The following is a 16,883-nucleotide window of genomic DNA, read 5'->3' on the forward strand; positions in this document are numbered from 1 at the left end:
CCCCCATGCCCTGCAGTGCTCCCGTAAAGCCGCCCCACGAGCCCCGCACTCCGCTTCCGCCTCTGTTTCGCCGTTTCCCGATCTTCCGCGCAGCACGCCGCTACGGTCGCCGGTACGGAAGAACGACAGTCCGGCCTGTACGGTCCGCCACGGCCGAAGCCGGGCGACTGGGGGGATGGACATGCGGGAGATCTCAAAGGGCGCCAACGTCAGCCTGACGGCCCTCAGCGAAGACGCCGGGGCCGTGGTGGTGAGCCTGAGCTGGAGCAGCGTGTCGGGGGCGGGCGACGCCGACGTCTCGGTGCTCCTCGTCGACGGGGACGGCAAGGTCCGCAGCGAGAACGACTTCTACTTCTACAACAACCCGGCGGCCGCCGACGGAAGCGTGCAGCTGCTGGGGAAGACACCGACCGGGAGCGGGGACGAGGACCGCATCAGCGTGGACCTCACCGCCGTGCCCGAGGGGGTCGAGCGGATCGTGGTGGCGGCCAGTCAGTACGGGGGCGCCCGGTTCGGTGACCTGGACGACCTGCGGATGACGGTCGCGGACCGGTCCGGCGAACCGCTGGTGGGGTTCTCCATCCACGACGCGGGCGTGGAGACCGCGTTCATCTTCGGTGAGCTGTACCGGCGCGGCGAGGAGTGGAAGTTCCGCGCGGTCGGGCAGGGCTACGAGACCGGGCTGGCCGGGCTGGCCACCGATTTCGGCATCGCCGTCAACGAGGAGGCGGAGGAGGCCGACGAGGAGGCGGAGGAGGCGGGCGACGCGGGCGGCGGCCTCGATGCCATCGAGATGGCGAAAGCCCCGGACGCCGTGCCCGCCGCGGAGACCGGGCCGGTCGGCCCGCCCGCGACCGAGGTCCCGGCACCGGCACCGGAACCGGCCCCGGTGGAGGCGGTCGCCGTGCCCGCCCAGACCCGCGGCCGCGGCCGTGGCCCTCGTACGACCAAGAAGAAGGTCACCCTGCCCAAGGCGGCCAAGAGCTCGCTCGCCGAGAACGACTCCTGGCGCCCGGCCCGGCTGTTCCCCGTGCCGACGCTGAAGAGCGACAAGGAGCGGGAGGTGCGCGCCACCTCGGTGCTGCTGTCCGTCATGGCGCAGGTGCCGGAGTTCGGCCGCCGCCTCACCGCCGCGTTCGGCGCCCCCGCCGGCCGGATGCAGACGTTCACCGAGGTGTCCCTCCCCCACGGCGACACCCCGCGCCGCCCGGACGGCGTGATCCGCGTCGAACGCGCGGGGAAGCTGTGGACGGCCCTGGTCGAGACGAAGACGAACGGCAACCCGCTGAGGCCCGAGCAGGTGCAGCAGTACATGGACATCGCCGCCCGCCGCGGCTACGAGGCCGTGATCACGCTCTCCAACGACGTGGCCCTCGAAGGCGCGGCCATGGTGGACGTCAAGATCGACGGCCGGCGCAAGCACAAGGTCAGCCTCTGGCACCTGTCCTGGGCCGAGGTGGCCCACCAGGCCCAGATGCTGATCCGCCACGAGGGCGTGGGCAACGCCGCGCACGCCTGGCTGCTCCAGGAACTGCTGGAATACCTCCAGCACGAGCAGTCGGGCTGCCACGGGTTCCAGAACATGGGCGCCTCCTGGGTGCCCGTGCGCAAGGGGATCGAGGACGAGACCCTCGCCTGCGACGACGCGCGTGCCGTCGAGGTCGTCGAGAGCTGGGAGCGGCTGATCCGCCAGGTCTGCCTGCGCCTGGGCGGGGAGCTAGGACAGAAGGTCCTCCCGGTGCAGCGCGTCCGGCGCGGCAGCGATCCGCAGGCCCGCCGCACGGCCGCGGCGCAGAAGCTGTGCCTGGACGGGCGGCTCACCGCGGAGCTGCGCGTCGACGGGACGAGCGGCGTCATCGCGGTGACCGCCGATCTGCGGACGGGCAAGGTCCGCACCTGCGTGGACGTGCCGGCGCCGGACGGCTCGTACCCGCTGACCACGGTGAAGCGGCTGGTGCGGCTGCTCGCCGAGGCACCGGCGGACCTGCACGTGGAGAGCCTCGTCGAGGGCGGCAACGGGCCGCGCGGCACCCTGGAGCGGCTGCGCCCCGAGCCGGGCGACCTGCTGCCCAGGGGCGGCGCCGCCCTCACCGGGTTCCGGCTGTCGCTGATCAAGGGCATGGGCAACACCCGCGGCAACACGGAGTCCGGTTTCATCCGCAGCGTCGACGAGGCCGTGGACCGCTTCTACCAGGGGGTCGTGGCGCGTCTGGGGGCCGTGGAGGCGCGCGCCGGCCGCCGGGCCTGACGGCGGACGGGTCGCCGCTGCGCCCGGCGGGCGCAGCGGCGACGGCTCAGACGTCCGTGACGCGCAGGCCCGTGTGGGCCTTGTAGCGGCGGTTGGCGGAGATGAGGTTGGCCACCAGTGACTCGACCTGGTGGGCGTTGCGCAGCCGGCCCGCGAAGACCCCGCGCATGCCCGGGATGCGGGCGGCCAAGGCCTGGACGATGTCCGTGTCGGCGCGGGATTCGCCGAGGACCATCACGTCGGTGTCGATCTCCTCGACCGACTCGTCCTGGAGCAGGACCGCCGAGAGGTGGTGGAAGGCCGCCGTCACGCGGGAGTCGGGGAGCAGGGCCGCGGCCTGCTGGGCCGCGCTGCCCTCTTCGACCCGGAGGGCGTACGCGCCCTGCTTGTCGAAGCCCAGCGGGTTGACGCAGTCCACCACGAGCTTGCCCGCGAGGTCCTCGCGCAGGGCTTCGAGGGTCTTGGCGTGGCCCTCCCAGGGCACCGCGATGATCACGATGTCGCTGCGGCGCGCGCACTCGGCGTTGTCCGCGCCCTCCACGCCGAGGCCCAGCTCCTCGGCGGCGCTCTGCGCGCGCTCGGCGGCGCGGGAGCCGATGATCACCTTCTGGCCGGCCCGGGCGAGCCGGTAGGCCAGGCCGCGGCCCTGGTCACCGGTGCCGCCGAGGACGCCGACGACGAGGCCGGAGACGTCCGGCAGGTCCCACGGGTCCTTGGCGGGCGCCTTCGCCGCGGCCGGGGCGGGCGGATTCTGAGTGCTGTCTGTGGAGGTCATGGGGGCGAGGGTAATGCCGCGGTCCCGAGAGGCGAACGGACACGGACCTGCACCATCGGGCGAACCGGGGCGAAGTGCTCCCGTAGGTCCCTTTCCTGCGGCAGGATGCCGATATGGACGCCGTCAGGGTCGCGCTGCTGCGCGAGGTGCTCGCCGGTACGCAGTGGCCCGGCGCCGCGCGCCGCTTCGCCGGATCGCTGCGGCAATCGGTCGTGCCGGGTGGCGGGAACCTGCTGCTGGTGGGGACCGAGCAGTACGAGCCCTGGCACCTGGCGGCGCACCTGGTGGACGAGGCCGCCTGGTCCGGCCTGCCGGAGCTGGCGCCCACGCTCGTACGGCACCGGGTGCCGCCCGGTCAGCCGGCGCACCTGTCGGTGGGGCTGGGCCGGCTGGCGGCGGCCCGGCGCGGGCACACGCTGCTGGTGGTGGCCCCGGAGCAGCCCGGGGCGGGCTTGCTGGAGCGGGTGCACGACGCCCGGCACGCGGGGGCGACCGTACTGTCGCTGCACGGCGGGGACCCGGATCTCGCCGCGCTCGCGCACGACGCCCTGTCGGTTCGGGAGGGCGCCGGCGAGCTGGACCTGGACACGGTGCAACACCTGGTCAGCGCGGCGGCCGGGGAGAACGGCCTGCCGGTGCAGCGCGGGCGGCGGCGGCTGCGGGACCGGCTGGCGCGGCTGGCCGACCAGCTGACCGCGCCGCCGCCCAGCCCCTGGTAGGTGGCGAGACCCCGAAGCCCCGCGGCGCCGAGGGCGCTACGGGCCTACGGGCCTACGGGCCTACGGGCCTACGGGCCTACGGGCCTACGGGCCTACGGCGCGTTCGTACCCTCGCCCTCTTCGCGGGACTTGTCGTTCCACTTGGGGTCGTTCTGCCATTCCAGGTTGCGTTCCTCGGCGGTCTCCATGGCGTGGGCCGCCTCTTCCGGCGTGGAGTACGGGCCGAAACGGTCCTTCGCCGGGCACTCCGGGCCTTCCTCGACCTTGTGGTGGACCAGGCAGTAGTACCACTCGCCGGGTTTGCCCACCTGGCGCTTCTTGAACAGGGCCATCGTCCTCGGGCTCCTCTCGATACCTCTCTCTGCCGCCATGCTGCCCCATCCCCGCTGGATACACTCGCTTGCATGTCTGGCCAGTCGCTGCTCGTACCAGGCGAGCTCTCTCCCGCCCGTTCCGTTCCCGGAAACATCCGCCGGCCCGAGTACGTGGGCAAGCCCGCGCCCACTCCGTACACCGGACCGGAGGTGCAGTCCGCCGCGACCATCGAGGCCATGCGCATCGCCGGCCGGATCGCCGCCCAGGCGATGGAAGAGGCCGCCAAGCTGATCGCCCCGGGGGTGACCACCGACGAGCTGGACCGGGTCGCGCACGAGTACATGTGCGACCACGGCGCCTACCCGTCGACGCTGGGCTACCGGGGCTTCCCGAAGTCCCTGTGCTCCTCGGTGAACGAGGTCATCTGCCACGGCATCCCCGACTCCACCGTCCTGCGCGACGGCGACATCGTGAACCTCGACGTCACCGCGTTCATCGGCGGTGTGCACGGTGACAACAACGCCACGTACCTGTGCGGGGAGGTGGACGAGGAGTCGCGGCTGCTGGTGGAGCGCACCCGCGAGGCCCTGAACCGGGCCATCAAGGCCGTCAAGCCGGGCCGCCAGATCAACGTGATCGGCCGGGTCATCGAGTCGTACGCGAAGCGCTTCGGCTACGGCGTGGTCCGCGACTTCACCGGGCACGGCATCAACTCGTCCTTCCACTCCGGCCTGATCATCCCGCACTACGACAGCCCCCACGCCACGACCGTCATCGAGCCCGGGATGACCTTCACGATCGAGCCGATGCTGACCCTGGGCACGCACGAGTACGACATGTGGGCGGACGGCTGGACGGTCGTCACGAAGGACCGCAAGCGCACCGCGCAGTTCGAGCACACACTGGTGGTGACGGACACGGGCGCCGAGATCCTCACCCTTCCGTAACGACCCGACCCACCGGAAATGCCTCCCCGAAAACCCTCCGGGGGAGTTTTACCGACAAGGCGTCGGGAAGACATGGGATCAGGGAACCCCAAGCGCGAGGATCGGGCGCGGCGGCCGTTCCGTCACGCCCGCCGGGCCCGCTCGGTATTCCTCGTCCCGTCTTCGGAGGATTGTCTTGGACGCCTTCTCTACGGTCATCCGTGTCGCGTCGCACGAGCAGCACACCGAGGCGGAGACCTCGACGTTCATGAGCGACATGCTCGGCGGCCGACTCGGGGTGGACGCGTACACCCGCTACACCGAGCAGCTGTGGTTCGTGTACCGGGCGCTGGAGGACGCGGCCGAGTCCCTGAAGGACGACCCGGTGGCGGGCCCGTTCATACGGCCCGAGCTGATGCGCGTGGCCGAGATCGAGCGGGACCTGGCACATCTGCGCGGCCCGTCGTGGCGCGAGACGCTGGTCGCCCTGCCCGCGACCGAGGCCTACGCGGGCCGCGTGGCGCAGTGCGCGGCCACCTGGCCCGGCGGGTACGTCGCCCACCACTACACCCGCTACCTGGGCGACCTCTCCGGCGGCCAGATCATCCGCGACAAGGCGGAGCGGACCTGGGGCTTCACCCGCAAGGGCGACGGCGTCCGGTTCTACGTCTTCGCCGACATCTCCAACCCCGCCGCCTTCAAACGGAGCTACCGCGAGCTGCTGGACGCGATCGCCGCGGACGACCTGGAGAAGCAGCGCATCATCGACGAGTGCAAGCGCGCCTTCGACTTCAACGGAGCGGTCTTCCGGGAGCTGGGCGCGGAGTTCCCGCTGAGCGCCTGACGCTCCCCCGTACGGACGACACCCCCGGCACCGCTCGGCGCCGGGGGTACCGCGGCTGCCCCGGCCCCGCGCCCCGTCAGTCGCCGTGGATCAGCCACAGGGCCAGGGCGACGCAGAAGAGCACGGCCTCGACGGCCTGGGCGCAGAAGAGGGCGAGCCCGGCGCCGATGCTGCCCGCCACGATGCGGTTCGTACGCTGCGCCGGGGTCCGGGGCCGGCGCCAGGTGAGGGCCGTCAGGCCCAGCGGGAGCAGGTACGGGAGCGAGAGCCACAGCGGGCTGCGCGGCAGCTCGGAGACCGAGTAGCTCAGGCCGCCGGCCGCCAGCGTCAGCGCGGTGAAGAGCGCGGGAACCAGCAGCCACGACTGCGGCTGGGGCTGGGGCGTGGCGTGCGGCGTGTCGGGCGACGGCCGGACGGCACTCGATGGCGTGTTCATACGGCCATGGAACCGCCGCACGGCTCCCGCCCCCAGCGCGCACGTACTCAATCGCGGGTGCGCACCTACTCAGTCAGTCGGCAACCCGGCCACTCGGCTACTCGGTTCGCGGCGGCGGCAGCTTGGCGAAGCGGACGCGGCCGCCGATCTCGACGGTGCCGTCCGGGCCGGGCGCGGTGAGGATCTGGGAGCCAGCGCCCTGGGTGATGTTCAGGGCCCGGTTCAGCTCGGCGGTCAACAGGATCGCGGCGGATCCGGTGGCCTCGTCCTCGGCGATGACCCCGTCGGGGCGGCGCGGGAAGCCGCGGGCCCGGATGCGGCCGGCGGTCTCGTCCTCCCAGGCCCAGGCATACAGCCAGCCCTCGCCGGGCGGCGGCGCCGGCAGTGCGTCGACCTCGGCGGGGCTGGCGTACTGCTCGGTGCGCTTGCCCTCGACCCACTCGGGGAGGGCCGTGATCCAGGTGAACTCACCGTCGTCACGCGCCCATACCGACCCCGCCGGGGGCTGGAGCTCCTCGATGTCCAGCAGCCAGGCGACCCCGACGAGCGGGTGTCCCGCGAAGGACATCCGGGTGCCGGGCGTGCGGATGTCGACGACTCCGCGCTCGGGGTCGTCGACGAACACCGTCTCGCTGTAGCCGAGTTCGGCGGCGAGGGCCTGCCGCGACGCGTCGTCGGGGCAGGCCCGGCCGTCACGGACCACGCCGAGCAGGTTGCCGTGCCGTCCGTCGCCCGCACAGAAGACCTTGAGCACATCGAGATCGTTCACGCCGAAATTGAAACACGGTTCAGATCTGGACGGCGTGACGCCGGCGCGCGAGGAACACGGCGCCTCCACCCGCCGCGACGACCCCGCCGGGTCCACCGGCAGCCGGTGGAGGTGCCGGCCCATCCGCGGACCGGGATTCGGCTCGTGGTCCCCGTACGGGACGAGGAGCGTTCCGCCGGACTGCGTGACGTGGCCGTTCCGCGGTACGGAAGGGAAGGGGCTCGTCGACTTGACCTCCGCTTGACCTTTCCATGAGTCGGCCTTGGAGGTGCCGTGACGGCACCGTGTCCGGCGGCCCCGCGTGTGGGCTGAATCACTGGACGTGCGGGCATGGGTCAGGTAAGCCTCGGTTAAGTTAGGTCCGCCTCACCGGCCGTCCCCCTTGATCGGGGCGGCCGTCTGCCGAACGCCAGACAGCCAGGAGCCCGCATGCGTCCCGCCCGCCTCACCGTCCTCACCGCGGTCGCCGCTGTGACCGCGCTGACCGCCGTCACCGGCTGCGCCGAGAAGAGCGGCAGCGGCGACGGGGCCGTCAAGGTCTCCGCCTCCGACAGCGCGTGCGAGGTCTCCAAGACGGAGTTCCCGGCCGGCAAGGTCACCCTCGAGGTCGAGAACAAGGGATCCAAGGTCACCGAGGTCTACGTCCTCTTCCCGGACGACCGCATCGTCGCCGAGCGGGAGAACATCGGCCCCGGCACCAAGGCCTCCATCACCGCCGAGATCAAGGCCGGCGACTACGAGATCGCCTGCAAGCCCGGCATGAAGGGCGACGGCATCCGCCAGAAGGTCAAGGCCACGGGCGGCGCCGCCGCCGAGAAGCGCAGCCCCGAGCTGGACGCCGCGGTCGCCGAGTACCGCAAGTACGTGCAGGCGCAGGCGGACGAGACCCTCCCCAAGGCGCAGGCCTTCGCGGACGCGGTCAAGGCCGGAGACCTGGAGGCCGCCAAGAAGGCGTACGCCGCCTCCCGCATCGGCTGGGAGCGCACCGAGCCGGTCGCCGAGTCCTTCGGCGACATCGACCCGAAGGTCGACGTCCGCGAGGACGGCCTGGAGGCCGGCCAGGACCCGGCGAAGGACTGGACCGGCTGGCACCGCCTGGAGAAGGCCCTGTTCGCCGACAAGAAGATCGGTGACGACGAGAAGAAGCTCGCCGACCAGCTGATGACCGACCTCACCGACTGGCAGAAGAAGGTCGGCCAGGCGGAGATCACCCCCACCTCGATGGCCAACGGTGCCAAGGAGCTGCTGGACGAGGTCGCCAGCGGCAAGGTCACCGGTGAGGAAGAGCGCTACAGCCACACCGACCTGGTCGACTTCAAGGCCAACGTCGAGGGCGCCCAGAAGGCGTACGAGCTGCTCAAGCCCGTCACCGCGAAGAACGACCCGGCCCTGTCCGCGGAGCTGGACAAGCAGTTCGCCGCCATGAGCACGCTGCTCGACAAGTACCGCGCCGACAAGAACACCTACGACTTCACCTCGTACGAGACCGTCGCCCAGGAGCAGCGCAAGGAACTCGCGGACGCCGTCAGCGCGCTCGGGGAGCCGCTGTCGAAGCTTGCCGCCGCCGTCGCCAAGTAACGCGTATCAGGGGTAACGGACCATGTCTGAGGACACCAGCACCACCGACTCGGCCGCCGAGTCCGCCACGTCCGCCGAAACCGTGGCGTCCGCCGCCGGCAGCGATGCCGCCGGCGGGCCGTCCCGCCGCTCCGTGCTCGGCTGGGGCGGTGCCGGGCTCGCGCTCGGCGCCGCCGCGGCCGGCGGCACCGTCGCCGCGCTGACCGGTGGCACCGACCCGGTGCCGGCCGCACTCAGCGGCTCCGCCGTGCCCTTCCACGGCGCGCACCAGGCCGGCATCGCCTCCGCCGTCCAGGACCGGCTGCACTTCGCCGCGTTCGACGTGAAGACCAAGGACCGCGCCGAGCTCGTCCAGCTCCTCAAGGACTGGACGCGGGCCGCCGAGCGGATGACCGCCGGCCTCCCCGTCGGCGAGGGCGCGGTCGGCGGCCTCCCCGAGGCCCCGCCGGACGACACCGGTGAGGCCCTCGGCCTCAAGCCGTCCCGGCTGACGCTGACCATCGGCTTCGGCCCCTCGCTCTTCGCCAAGGACCGCTTCGGCCTGGAGGGCAGGCGCCCCGAGGCCCTGGTCGACCTGGAGCAGTTCCCCGGCGACAACCTGGACCCCGCCAAGAGCGGCGGCGACCTCTGCGTGCAGGCCTGCGCGGACGACCCGCAGGTCGCGGTGCACGCTATCCGCCAGCTCGCCCGGATCGGCTTCGGCAAGGCAGCGGTGCGCTGGTCGCAGCTCGGCTTCGGCAAGACCTCGTCCACCACCCCGGACGAGCAGACCCCGCGCAACATGATGGGCTTCAAGGACGGCACCCGGAACATCGCGGGCACCGACACCGCCGCCCTCGACAAGCACGTGTGGGTCGCGGACGAGGCCAAGGACGCCTCGGCGTGGATGGCCGGCGGCTCGTACCTGGTCGCCCGCCGGATCCGGATGCACATCGAGACCTGGGACCGCACGTCGCTCCAGGAGCAGGAGGACATCTTCGGCCGGGACAAGGCCGAGGGCGCCCCGGTCGGCAAGTCCAAGGAGCGCGACGAGCCGTTCCTGAAGGCGATGAAGCCGCAGGCGCACGTGCGCCTCGCGCATCCCGACAGCAACAACGGCGTGACGATCCTGCGCCGCGGCTACTCGTTCACCGACGGGACGGACGGCTTGGGCCGGCTCGACGCGGGCCTGTTCTTCCTCGCCTACCAGCGCGACGTCCGCAAGGGCTTCGTCCCGCTCCAGCGCAACCTGTCCAAGAACGACGCCCTGAACGAGTACATCCAGCACGTGGGCTCGGCCGTCTTCGCCGTCCCGCCGGGCGTCCGCGACAAGGACGACTGGTGGGGCCGGGCGCTGTTCGCGTAGTTCCGCGAAAGGAAGGGAACCGACGTGTTCAGCAACTATCTGATCGGCCTGCGTGAGGGGCTGGAGGCCAGTCTGGTCGTCTGCATCCTCATCGCGTACCTGGTGAAGACCGGGAACAAGGACAAGCTGGGACCGCTGTGGCTCGGCGTCGGCCTCGCGGCGGCGCTCAGCCTGGCCTTCGGCGCGGGGCTCGAATTCGGCACCTCGGAACTGACGTTCCAGGCGCAGGAGGCGATCGGCGGCAGCCTGTCGATCGTCTCGGTGGGCCTGGTGACGTGGATGGTCTTCTGGATGAAGCGCACCGCGCGGCACATGAAGGCCGAACTGCAGGACAAGCTCGACTCGGCCCTCGCGATGGGCACGGGCGCCCTGGTGACGACGGCGTTCCTGGCCGTCGGCCGGGAGGGCCTGGAGACCTCGCTGTTCGTGTGGCGCTCGGTGCACGCGGCCGGCAACGGCGCGGGTCCGCTGGTGGGCGTGCTGCTCGGCATCGGCTCGTCGGTCCTGCTGGGCTGGCTGTTCTACCGCGGAGCGCTGAAGATCAACCTGTCCAAGTTCTTCACGTGGACCGGCGGAATGCTGGTCGTGGTCGCCGCGGGTGTGCTCGCCTACGGGGTGCACGACCTCCAGGAGGCCGAGTTCCTGCCGGGCCTGATGAACAAGGCCTTCGACGTCAGCGCGGCCGTCCCGCCGGACAGCTGGTACGGGACCCTGCTGAAGGGCACGTTCAACTTCCAGCCGGACCCGACCTGGCTCCAGGCCGGGGTGTGGACGGCCTACCTGGTCCCGACGCTGCTGCTGTTCTCCGGGGTCTTCGCCCGCACGGCGACCCCGGCCCCCGCGCCGGCGCCGGCCGCGGAGGCCAAGAGCGGCTCGTAAGACAGGTGAAGGGGCCCGGATCGAGACGATCCGGGCCCCTTCCGCACGTCCGGGTCACCACGGCGCTCAGCCCGGCGGCGCGGTGCGCCCGCCGGTGAGCGCCCTCATCCGATGCGGACCGCGCTGCCGCCCACCCTGACCCGGGCGTCGTCCTGGCGCAGTTCCACCGTCAGGACTCCGGGGCGGCCCATGTCCCGCCCCTGGTGGAGGGTGAGGACGGCGGCCGCCGGGACCAGGCCGAGCTCGCGCGCGTACGCGCCGAAGGCGGCCGCGGCGGCTCCGGTCGCGGGGTCCTCGACGACGCCGCCGACCGGGAAGGGGTTCCGTACGTCGAACAGCGCCGGGCCCGTCCGGTGCACCAGCTGGACCGTGGTCAGCTCCAGGCGCCGCATCAGCGCCTCCAACCGGGGGAAGTCGTAGGCGAGGTCGGCGAGCCGGGCCCGGGTGGCGGCGCCGAGTACCAGGTGGCGGGCTCCGGCGTAGGCGATCCGGGGCGGGAGGGCCGGGTCCAGGTCCGCCTCCGGCCAGTCCAGCGCGGCCAGTGCCTCCGCGAGGTCGGCCGGGTCGACGTCCTCTACGTACGGCTCGACGCTGGTCAGCACGGCCCGCAGGCCCCCGTCGGAAGCGGTGACCGAGACGGGCACCGTTCCGGCCGGGGTAGCGAACACCAGCTCTCCCGGACCGATCCGCTCCGCCAGCGCCACGGAGGCGGCCACGGTGGCGTGCCCGCAGAAGGACACCTCGGCCTTCGGGCTGAAGAACCGCAGCGTGAAGGCCCGGCCCGGCTCCCCGCCCGCGCCCGGCGGCGGGGCGGTGAGGAAGGCGGTCTCGCTGTAGCCCAGCCCGGCCGCGATCTCCAGCATCCGGGCATCGTCCAGGCCGCTCGCGTCGAGCACGACGCCGGCGGGGTTGCCCCCGGCCGGGTCGTCCGAGAAGGCGGTGTAGCGCAGTACCTCAGTCATGATCGCCCCAACTCCCGGCCCGGCGCGCGCATTCCCGTCCGGCTCCGGCCGGGGGATCAGCCGCGTCCGATGTACGGCATCGCCGTCGCCATCACCGTCGCGAACTGCACGTTCGCCTCCAGCGGCAGCTCCGCCATGTGCAGCACCGTGCGCGCCACGTCCGCGGCGTCCATCACCGGCTCCACCGCCAGCTGCCCGTTCGCCTGGAGGATCCCGGTCTGCATCCGCTCGGTCATCTCGGTGGCCGCGTTGCCGATGTCGATCTGCCCGCAGGCGATCCGGTGCGGCCTTCCGTCCAGGGAGAGCGACTTCGTCAGGCCCGTCACCGCGTGCTTGGTCGCGGTGTAGGCGATCGAGTTCGGCCGCGGCACGTGCGCGGAGATCGAGCCGTTGTTGATGATCCGGCCGCCCTGCGGGTCCTGCGCCTTCATCTGCCGGAAGGCGGCCTGCGCGCACAGGAAGGCCCCGGTCAGGTTGACGTCCACGACCCGGCGCCAGGCCTCGTACGCGAGGTCCTCCAGCGGGACCCCGCCCGGGCCGAAGGTCCCGGCGTTGTTGAAGAGGAGGTCGAGGCGCCCGTACCGCTCGCGGACCGCGGCGAACAGCGCGGCCACGTCCTCCGGATCGCTCACGTCCGCCCGTACGCACAGCACGTCCGCCCCGGCCCCGGCGGACTTCGCCGTCTCCTGCAGCGGTTCGGTCCGGCGGCCGGCCAGGGCCACCGACCAGCCGGCTGCGGCCAGGGTCAGGGCGACGGAGCGGCCGATGCCGGAGCCCGCACCTGTGACGACGGCGATCTTCTTCCCACTTGCGCTCATGGGGCCGCAGGGTACGTCACATGTCGCATCGGTCCACGGACGTTCCGATAGCTGAGAGCATGGGCCGGTCGGGGTGTGAAAAGACGACCAAGAGGACTGGAGTTCCGCATGTCGGAGAGAGGCCCCGCGACGGCCCCCTCGCACGAGCCGCCGCCCGAAACGCCCTCCGCACCGCAGGCCGCTTCCACACCGCAGACCCCATCCACGCCGAAGACCGTCGCCGTACCGGCGGGGGCTCCTTCCGCACCGCTCACGGCCGCCCGCCGTACCGGACTGCTCGTCACTTTCATACTCGGTGGGCTCAGCGCCCTCCCCCCGCTGTCCATGGACATGTACCTGCCGGCCCTGCCGCAGGTCACCGGCGCCCTGCACAGCCCGGCCGCCACGATCCAGCTCACCCTCACCGCCTGCCTCGCCGGCATGGCGCTGGGCCAGCTCGTCATCGGCCCGATGAGCGACAAGTGGGGCCGGCGCAGGCCCCTGCTGATCGGCATGGTCGTCTACGTCCTCGCCACCGCGATCTGCGCCCTCGCGCCGACCGCCGAACTGCTGATCGGCTTCCGGCTGCTCCAGGGCCTGGCCGGGTCGGCCGCGATCGTCATCGCGCGGGCCGTCGTACGCGACCTGTACGACGGGGTCGAGATGGCCCGCTTCTTCTCCACCCTGATGCTCATCTCCGGCGTGGCCCCGATCATCGCCCCGCTCATCGGCGGCCAGATCCTGCGCTTCGCCGACTGGCGCGGGGTGTTCGTCGTCCTCACCGGCGTCGGCGCCGTGCTCACCCTCGTCGTCTGGCGCAGCCTCGGCGAGACCCTGCCCCCCGAGCGGCGGCAGACCGGCGGCGTCGGCTCCGCGCTGCGGACCATGCGGGGCCTGCTCGCCGACCGCGTCTTCGCCGGGTACACGCTGGCCGGCGGCTTCGCCTTCGCCACGCTGTTCTCGTACATCTCGGCCTCGCCGTTCGTGGTGCAGGAGATCTACGGGGCTTCGCCGCAGGCCTTCAGCCTGCTGTTCGGCCTCAACTCCGTCGGCCTCATCGCCGCCGGGCAGGTCAACGGCAAGCTGCTGGTCGGCCGGGTCCGGCTGGACAAGGTGCTCGGCGGCGGGCTCGCCGTCATCACGGCGGCATCGGTCTCGCTGCTGCTGATGTCCACCGGGGTGTTCGGGGAGGTCGGGCTGGTCCCGATCGCGTCGGCGCTGTTCGTGCTGATGTCGGCGATGGGCGTGGTCCTGCCGAACACCAACGCGCTGGCCCTGATGCGCACCCCGCACGCGGCCGGCTCGGCCTCGGCCCTGCTGGGCACCTCCTCCTTCCTGGTCGGGGCGATCGCCTCGCCGCTGGTCGGGATCGCGGGCGAGGACACGGCGGTGCCGATGGCACTGGTCCAGCTGGTGTGCTCGCTGCTGGCGGCAGCCTGCTTCGCCGGTATGTGCCGGCCCTGGCAGAACCGGGACTCCGCCGTCTGATCCGGGCTCCCGGGGCGCCGGCGCGGCGTCCCGGACCCCCCGGGAGCCGTAAACTTCGCTGGTGAACGCCTCCGCCTCCGCCTCCGTGCCCACCACCGCCGAAACGCTGCGGTCCGCGCTGGGCGGGCTGCTCGACGGACTCCCGCCGAAGCAGGCCACGGCCGCCGTCGACCGGCTGATCGCCAACTACCGCGGCCGGACCCCGACCGACGCGCCCGTCCTGCGCGACCGCTCCGACGTGGCGGCGTACGCCGCGTACCGGATGCCGGCCACCTTCGAGGCCGTACGGTCCGCCCTGGACGCCCTCGCCGAGGCCGCCCCGCAGTGGTCCCCCCGCTCCCACGTGGACGTCGGCGGCGGCACGGGCGCGGCGACCTGGGCGGTGGACGCCATCTGGGACGGCCCCCGCGACACCGCGGTCCTGGACTGGGCGGAGCCGGCGCTGGCCCTCGGCAAGGAGCTCGCGGCCGCCTCCGGCTCGCAGGTGCTGCGCACCGCCGAATGGCGCCGGGCCGTCATCGGATCCGGGCTGGCGCTCCCCGAGGCGGACCTCGTGACGGTCTCGTACGTACTGGGCGAGCTGACGCCGGAGGCCCGCCGGGCCGTGGTCGCCGAGGCGGCCCACGCCGGGCAGGCCGTGGTGCTGATCGAACCGGGCACGCCCCAGGGGTACCTGCGCATCCGCGAGGCCCGCGACCAGCTGATCGCGGCGGGGCTGAAGGTCGCCGCCCCGTGCCCGCACGACGGCACCTGCCCGATCGAGGTCGGCCAGGACTGGTGCCACTTCTCGGCGCGGGTCAGCCGGTCCTCCCTGCACCGGAAGGTCAAGGGCGGGTCCCTCCCGTACGAGGACGAGAAGTTCAGCTACGTGGCCGCGACCCGCTTCCCGGTGGAGCCGGCCCCCTCCCGGATCACGCGGAAGCCGCAGATCCGGAAGGGGCTCGTCCTGCTGGAACTGTGCGGTCCCGAGGGCGAGGGCCTGACCCGGGTCAACGTGACCAAGCGCCACGGTGACCTCTACAAGGCGGCGCGGGACGCCGACTGGGGGCAGGAGTGGCCGCCGGCCACCTCGTAGCCGCGCGGCCGCGGCGCGCGGCGGCCGCTACATCCGCAGCTCCTGGGTGCAGCACTTCACGCTGCCGCCGCCCTTGAGCAGCTCGCCCAGGTCCATCGGTACGGGCTCGAAGCCCCGGTCCCGCAGGGGCTGGAACAGTCCGGCCGCCGCCTGCGGGAGCAGCACGTTCCGGCCGTCCGAGACCGCGTTCAGGCCGAGGGCCGCCGCGTCCTCGTCGCCGGCGATCAGCGCGTCCGGGAACAGCCGCTCCAGCACGGCCCGGCTGCCGGGCGAGAACGCGGGCGGGTAGTACATGACCTCGTCGCCGTCGAGCACGCAGAGCGCCGTGTCCAGGTGGTAGTAGCGCGGGTCCACCAGGTCGAGGCCGATGACCGGGCGGCCGAAGAACTCCTGGGCCTCGTCGTGCGAGAGCGGGCTGGAGCGGAAGCCCCGGCCGGCCAGGATGTAGGTGGCGGTGACGGCGAAATCGCCCTCGCCCTCGTTGACGTGGGACGGCTCGTGGACGTGCTCGAAGCCGTGGGAGCGGAACCAGTCGAGGTGGATCTCCGCCTCGGCGGCGCGCTCCGGGTAGGCGAACCGGGCGCCGAGCACCCGGCCGTCGACGACGAGGGCGCCGTTGGCGGCGAAGACCATGTCGGGCAGCTCGGGGTCCGGTACGAGCGTCTCGACGGTGTGGCCGAGCGAGCGGTAGCGGTCCCGGAGGTCTTCCCACTGGGCGTGTGCGAGGGGCAGGTCCACCGGTTTCGTGGGGTCCATCCACGGGTTGATGGAGTACGTGACCTTGAAGTGTGCGGGTGGGCACATCAAGTAGCGCCGGGGTGTGGCGACTCTGCGCAAAGAAGGCTCCTCACGGCTCACGAGAGATGTCGAGAGAATCGTCTCTCCTCAAGGGGAACCGCGCAGTGAACTGATTGGGTGGTTTACGGAATGACACAAAGACGAGACGTCGCGCGTTGATAATTTGTCCGAATGAGCAGCAGATCACCTGACGCGAAGGCCCCCGACCCCGCCCGCCGCAGCGACCGCTCCCGGCGGGCCATCCTCGACGCGGCGCTCGCACTGGTCTCGGAGGTCGGCTACAACAAGCTGACCATCGAGGCCATCGCCGCCCGCGCGGGCGTCGGCAAGCAGACGATCTACCGCTGGTGGCCCTCGAAGGCGGCGGTCCTGCTGGACGCGTCGCTCGCGCTCTTCGGGGACGCGGAGAGGGATGCCGACTGGACGGGGTTCCCGGACACCGGCGACCTCGCCGCGGACCTCAAGCTGGTGCTGCGGGTGACGGTGGACCAGTTCAACGACGAGAAGTACGCCGCCCCCACGCGCGCCCTGACCGCCGCCGGGGCGACCGACCCCGAGCTGAGCGCCCGCTTCGCCGAGCAGCTGCTGGAGCCCCAGCTCGCCCTGTACGAGACGCGGTTGCGGGCGGCCCGGGAAGCCGGAGGGCTGGCGCCGGACGTGGACCTGCGCCTGACGGCGGAGATGCTGGTGGGGCCGCTGACGTACCGCTGGCTGATGCGGACGGGACCGCTGACGCACGCGTTCGCGGACGCGCTGGTGGACCGGGTACTGGGCGGGGTGGGCGCGGTGACGGGGGTGTCGAAGGTCACCGAGGACTGACGGGCCGGTGGCCGGCCGGGGGCAATTGGCGGAATTTCACCGGTATGTGACGGCATTCGGCCTGCCGTGGTGCGCTCTCCGTGCACCTGTCCCCCACCCCCCGGTGGGGG

The 16,883-nt window shown here is 72.3% G+C and carries 17 protein-coding genes; 10 read left to right on the top strand and 7 right to left on the bottom strand.

Annotated elements, in window-relative coordinates:
* Positions 1-181: 181 nt before the first annotated feature.
* Entirely contained in the window at positions 182-2,248 is a 2,067-nt protein-coding gene (locus ACIBAD_RS26115) for a TerD family protein (protein ID WP_398908806.1), read from the top strand.
* A 46-nt stretch (positions 2,249-2,294) separates the two neighbouring features.
* Here ACIBAD_RS26115 and npdG read toward each other — a convergent pair whose 3' ends face one another.
* Positions 2,295-3,023 (bottom strand): NADPH-dependent F420 reductase, encoded by a 729-nt coding sequence (npdG, locus tag ACIBAD_RS26120; RefSeq protein WP_134075203.1) that lies wholly within the window; start codon positions 3,021-3,023, stop codon positions 2,295-2,297.
* Positions 3,024-3,136: 113 nt separating this feature from the next.
* Between npdG and ACIBAD_RS26125 the strand changes: the two genes are divergently transcribed.
* Positions 3,137-3,742 carry a hypothetical protein gene (locus ACIBAD_RS26125; RefSeq protein WP_134075204.1) on the top strand — a complete coding sequence of 202 codons (606 nt, stop codon included), beginning with the start codon at positions 3,137-3,139 and terminating at the stop codon, positions 3,740-3,742.
* 92 nt (positions 3,743-3,834) lie between these two features.
* Here ACIBAD_RS26125 and ACIBAD_RS26130 read toward each other — a convergent pair whose 3' ends face one another.
* Entirely contained in the window at positions 3,835-4,074 is a 240-nt protein-coding gene (locus ACIBAD_RS26130; RefSeq protein ID WP_134075205.1) for a hypothetical protein, read from the bottom strand.
* A gap of 72 nt (positions 4,075-4,146) precedes the next feature.
* Between ACIBAD_RS26130 and map the strand changes: the two genes are divergently transcribed.
* Complete coding sequence (gene map, locus ACIBAD_RS26135; RefSeq protein ID WP_099892814.1) at positions 4,147-5,004, top strand: type I methionyl aminopeptidase; 858 nt, start codon at positions 4,147-4,149, stop codon at positions 5,002-5,004.
* 175 nt (positions 5,005-5,179) lie between these two features.
* A complete protein-coding gene (locus tag ACIBAD_RS26140; RefSeq protein ID WP_134075206.1) occupies positions 5,180-5,827 on the top strand; it encodes a biliverdin-producing heme oxygenase in 648 nt (215 codons plus the stop codon).
* A gap of 76 nt (positions 5,828-5,903) precedes the next feature.
* On the opposite strand, the gene ACIBAD_RS26145 is transcribed toward ACIBAD_RS26140, so the two are convergent.
* Positions 5,904-6,263, bottom strand: a complete 360-nt coding sequence (locus tag ACIBAD_RS26145) for a hypothetical protein (RefSeq protein WP_398908810.1) — start codon at positions 6,261-6,263, stop codon at positions 5,904-5,906.
* A gap of 97 nt (positions 6,264-6,360) precedes the next feature.
* Positions 6,361-7,032: a PhzF family phenazine biosynthesis protein gene (locus ACIBAD_RS26150; protein WP_134075208.1), complete on the bottom strand. Its 672-nt coding sequence runs from the start codon at positions 7,030-7,032 to the stop codon at positions 6,361-6,363.
* A gap of 429 nt (positions 7,033-7,461) precedes the next feature.
* Between ACIBAD_RS26150 and efeO the strand changes: the two genes are divergently transcribed.
* The 3 genes from efeO to efeU are packed head-to-tail and all read left to right on the top strand — an operon-like array spanning position 7,462 to position 10,834.
* Positions 7,462-8,610: an iron uptake system protein EfeO gene (efeO, locus tag ACIBAD_RS26155; protein WP_398908812.1), complete on the top strand. Its 1,149-nt coding sequence runs from the start codon at positions 7,462-7,464 to the stop codon at positions 8,608-8,610.
* Positions 8,611-8,632: 22 nt separating this feature from the next.
* Entirely contained in the window at positions 8,633-9,955 is a 1,323-nt protein-coding gene (gene efeB, locus ACIBAD_RS26160; RefSeq protein WP_134075210.1) for an iron uptake transporter deferrochelatase/peroxidase subunit, read from the top strand.
* A gap of 24 nt (positions 9,956-9,979) precedes the next feature.
* Entirely contained in the window at positions 9,980-10,834 is an 855-nt protein-coding gene (gene efeU / locus ACIBAD_RS26165) for an iron uptake transporter permease EfeU (RefSeq protein WP_398908815.1), read from the top strand.
* 104 nt (positions 10,835-10,938) lie between these two features.
* Here efeU and ACIBAD_RS26170 read toward each other — a convergent pair whose 3' ends face one another.
* Positions 10,939-11,796: a PhzF family phenazine biosynthesis protein gene (locus ACIBAD_RS26170; RefSeq protein ID WP_398908817.1), complete on the bottom strand. Its 858-nt coding sequence runs from the start codon at positions 11,794-11,796 to the stop codon at positions 10,939-10,941.
* 56 nt (positions 11,797-11,852) lie between these two features.
* Positions 11,853-12,614 (bottom strand): SDR family oxidoreductase, encoded by a 762-nt coding sequence (locus ACIBAD_RS26175; protein ID WP_398908819.1) that lies wholly within the window; start codon positions 12,612-12,614, stop codon positions 11,853-11,855.
* A gap of 108 nt (positions 12,615-12,722) precedes the next feature.
* Here ACIBAD_RS26175 and ACIBAD_RS26180 point away from each other — a divergent pair, with 108 nt between their 5' ends.
* Both ACIBAD_RS26180 and ACIBAD_RS26185 read left to right on the top strand, forming a co-directional pair.
* On the top strand, positions 12,723-14,081 hold the full coding sequence (locus ACIBAD_RS26180) for a Bcr/CflA family efflux MFS transporter (RefSeq protein ID WP_134075214.1): 1,359 nt from the start codon (positions 12,723-12,725) through the stop codon (positions 14,079-14,081).
* A gap of 61 nt (positions 14,082-14,142) precedes the next feature.
* The gene (locus ACIBAD_RS26185; protein ID WP_398908822.1) at positions 14,143-15,156 is read left to right on the top strand and encodes a small ribosomal subunit Rsm22 family protein; all 1,014 of its coding nucleotides are present in this window, start codon (positions 14,143-14,145) and stop codon (positions 15,154-15,156) included.
* 27 nt (positions 15,157-15,183) lie between these two features.
* Here ACIBAD_RS26185 and ddaH read toward each other — a convergent pair whose 3' ends face one another.
* Positions 15,184-16,014, bottom strand: a complete 831-nt coding sequence (ddaH, locus tag ACIBAD_RS26190; RefSeq protein ID WP_398908824.1) for a dimethylargininase — start codon at positions 16,012-16,014, stop codon at positions 15,184-15,186.
* Between the two features lie 111 nt (positions 16,015-16,125).
* On the opposite strand from ddaH, the gene ACIBAD_RS26195 reads away from it, so the two are divergent.
* On the top strand, positions 16,126-16,773 hold the full coding sequence (locus ACIBAD_RS26195) for a TetR/AcrR family transcriptional regulator (RefSeq protein WP_134075217.1): 648 nt from the start codon (positions 16,126-16,128) through the stop codon (positions 16,771-16,773).
* The last annotated feature ends 110 nt before the right edge of the window (positions 16,774-16,883 follow it).

The sequence above is a fragment of the Streptomyces sp. NPDC051109 genome (genome assembly GCF_044455885.1).
Taxonomy (GTDB): domain Bacteria; phylum Actinomycetota; class Actinomycetes; order Streptomycetales; family Streptomycetaceae; genus Streptomyces.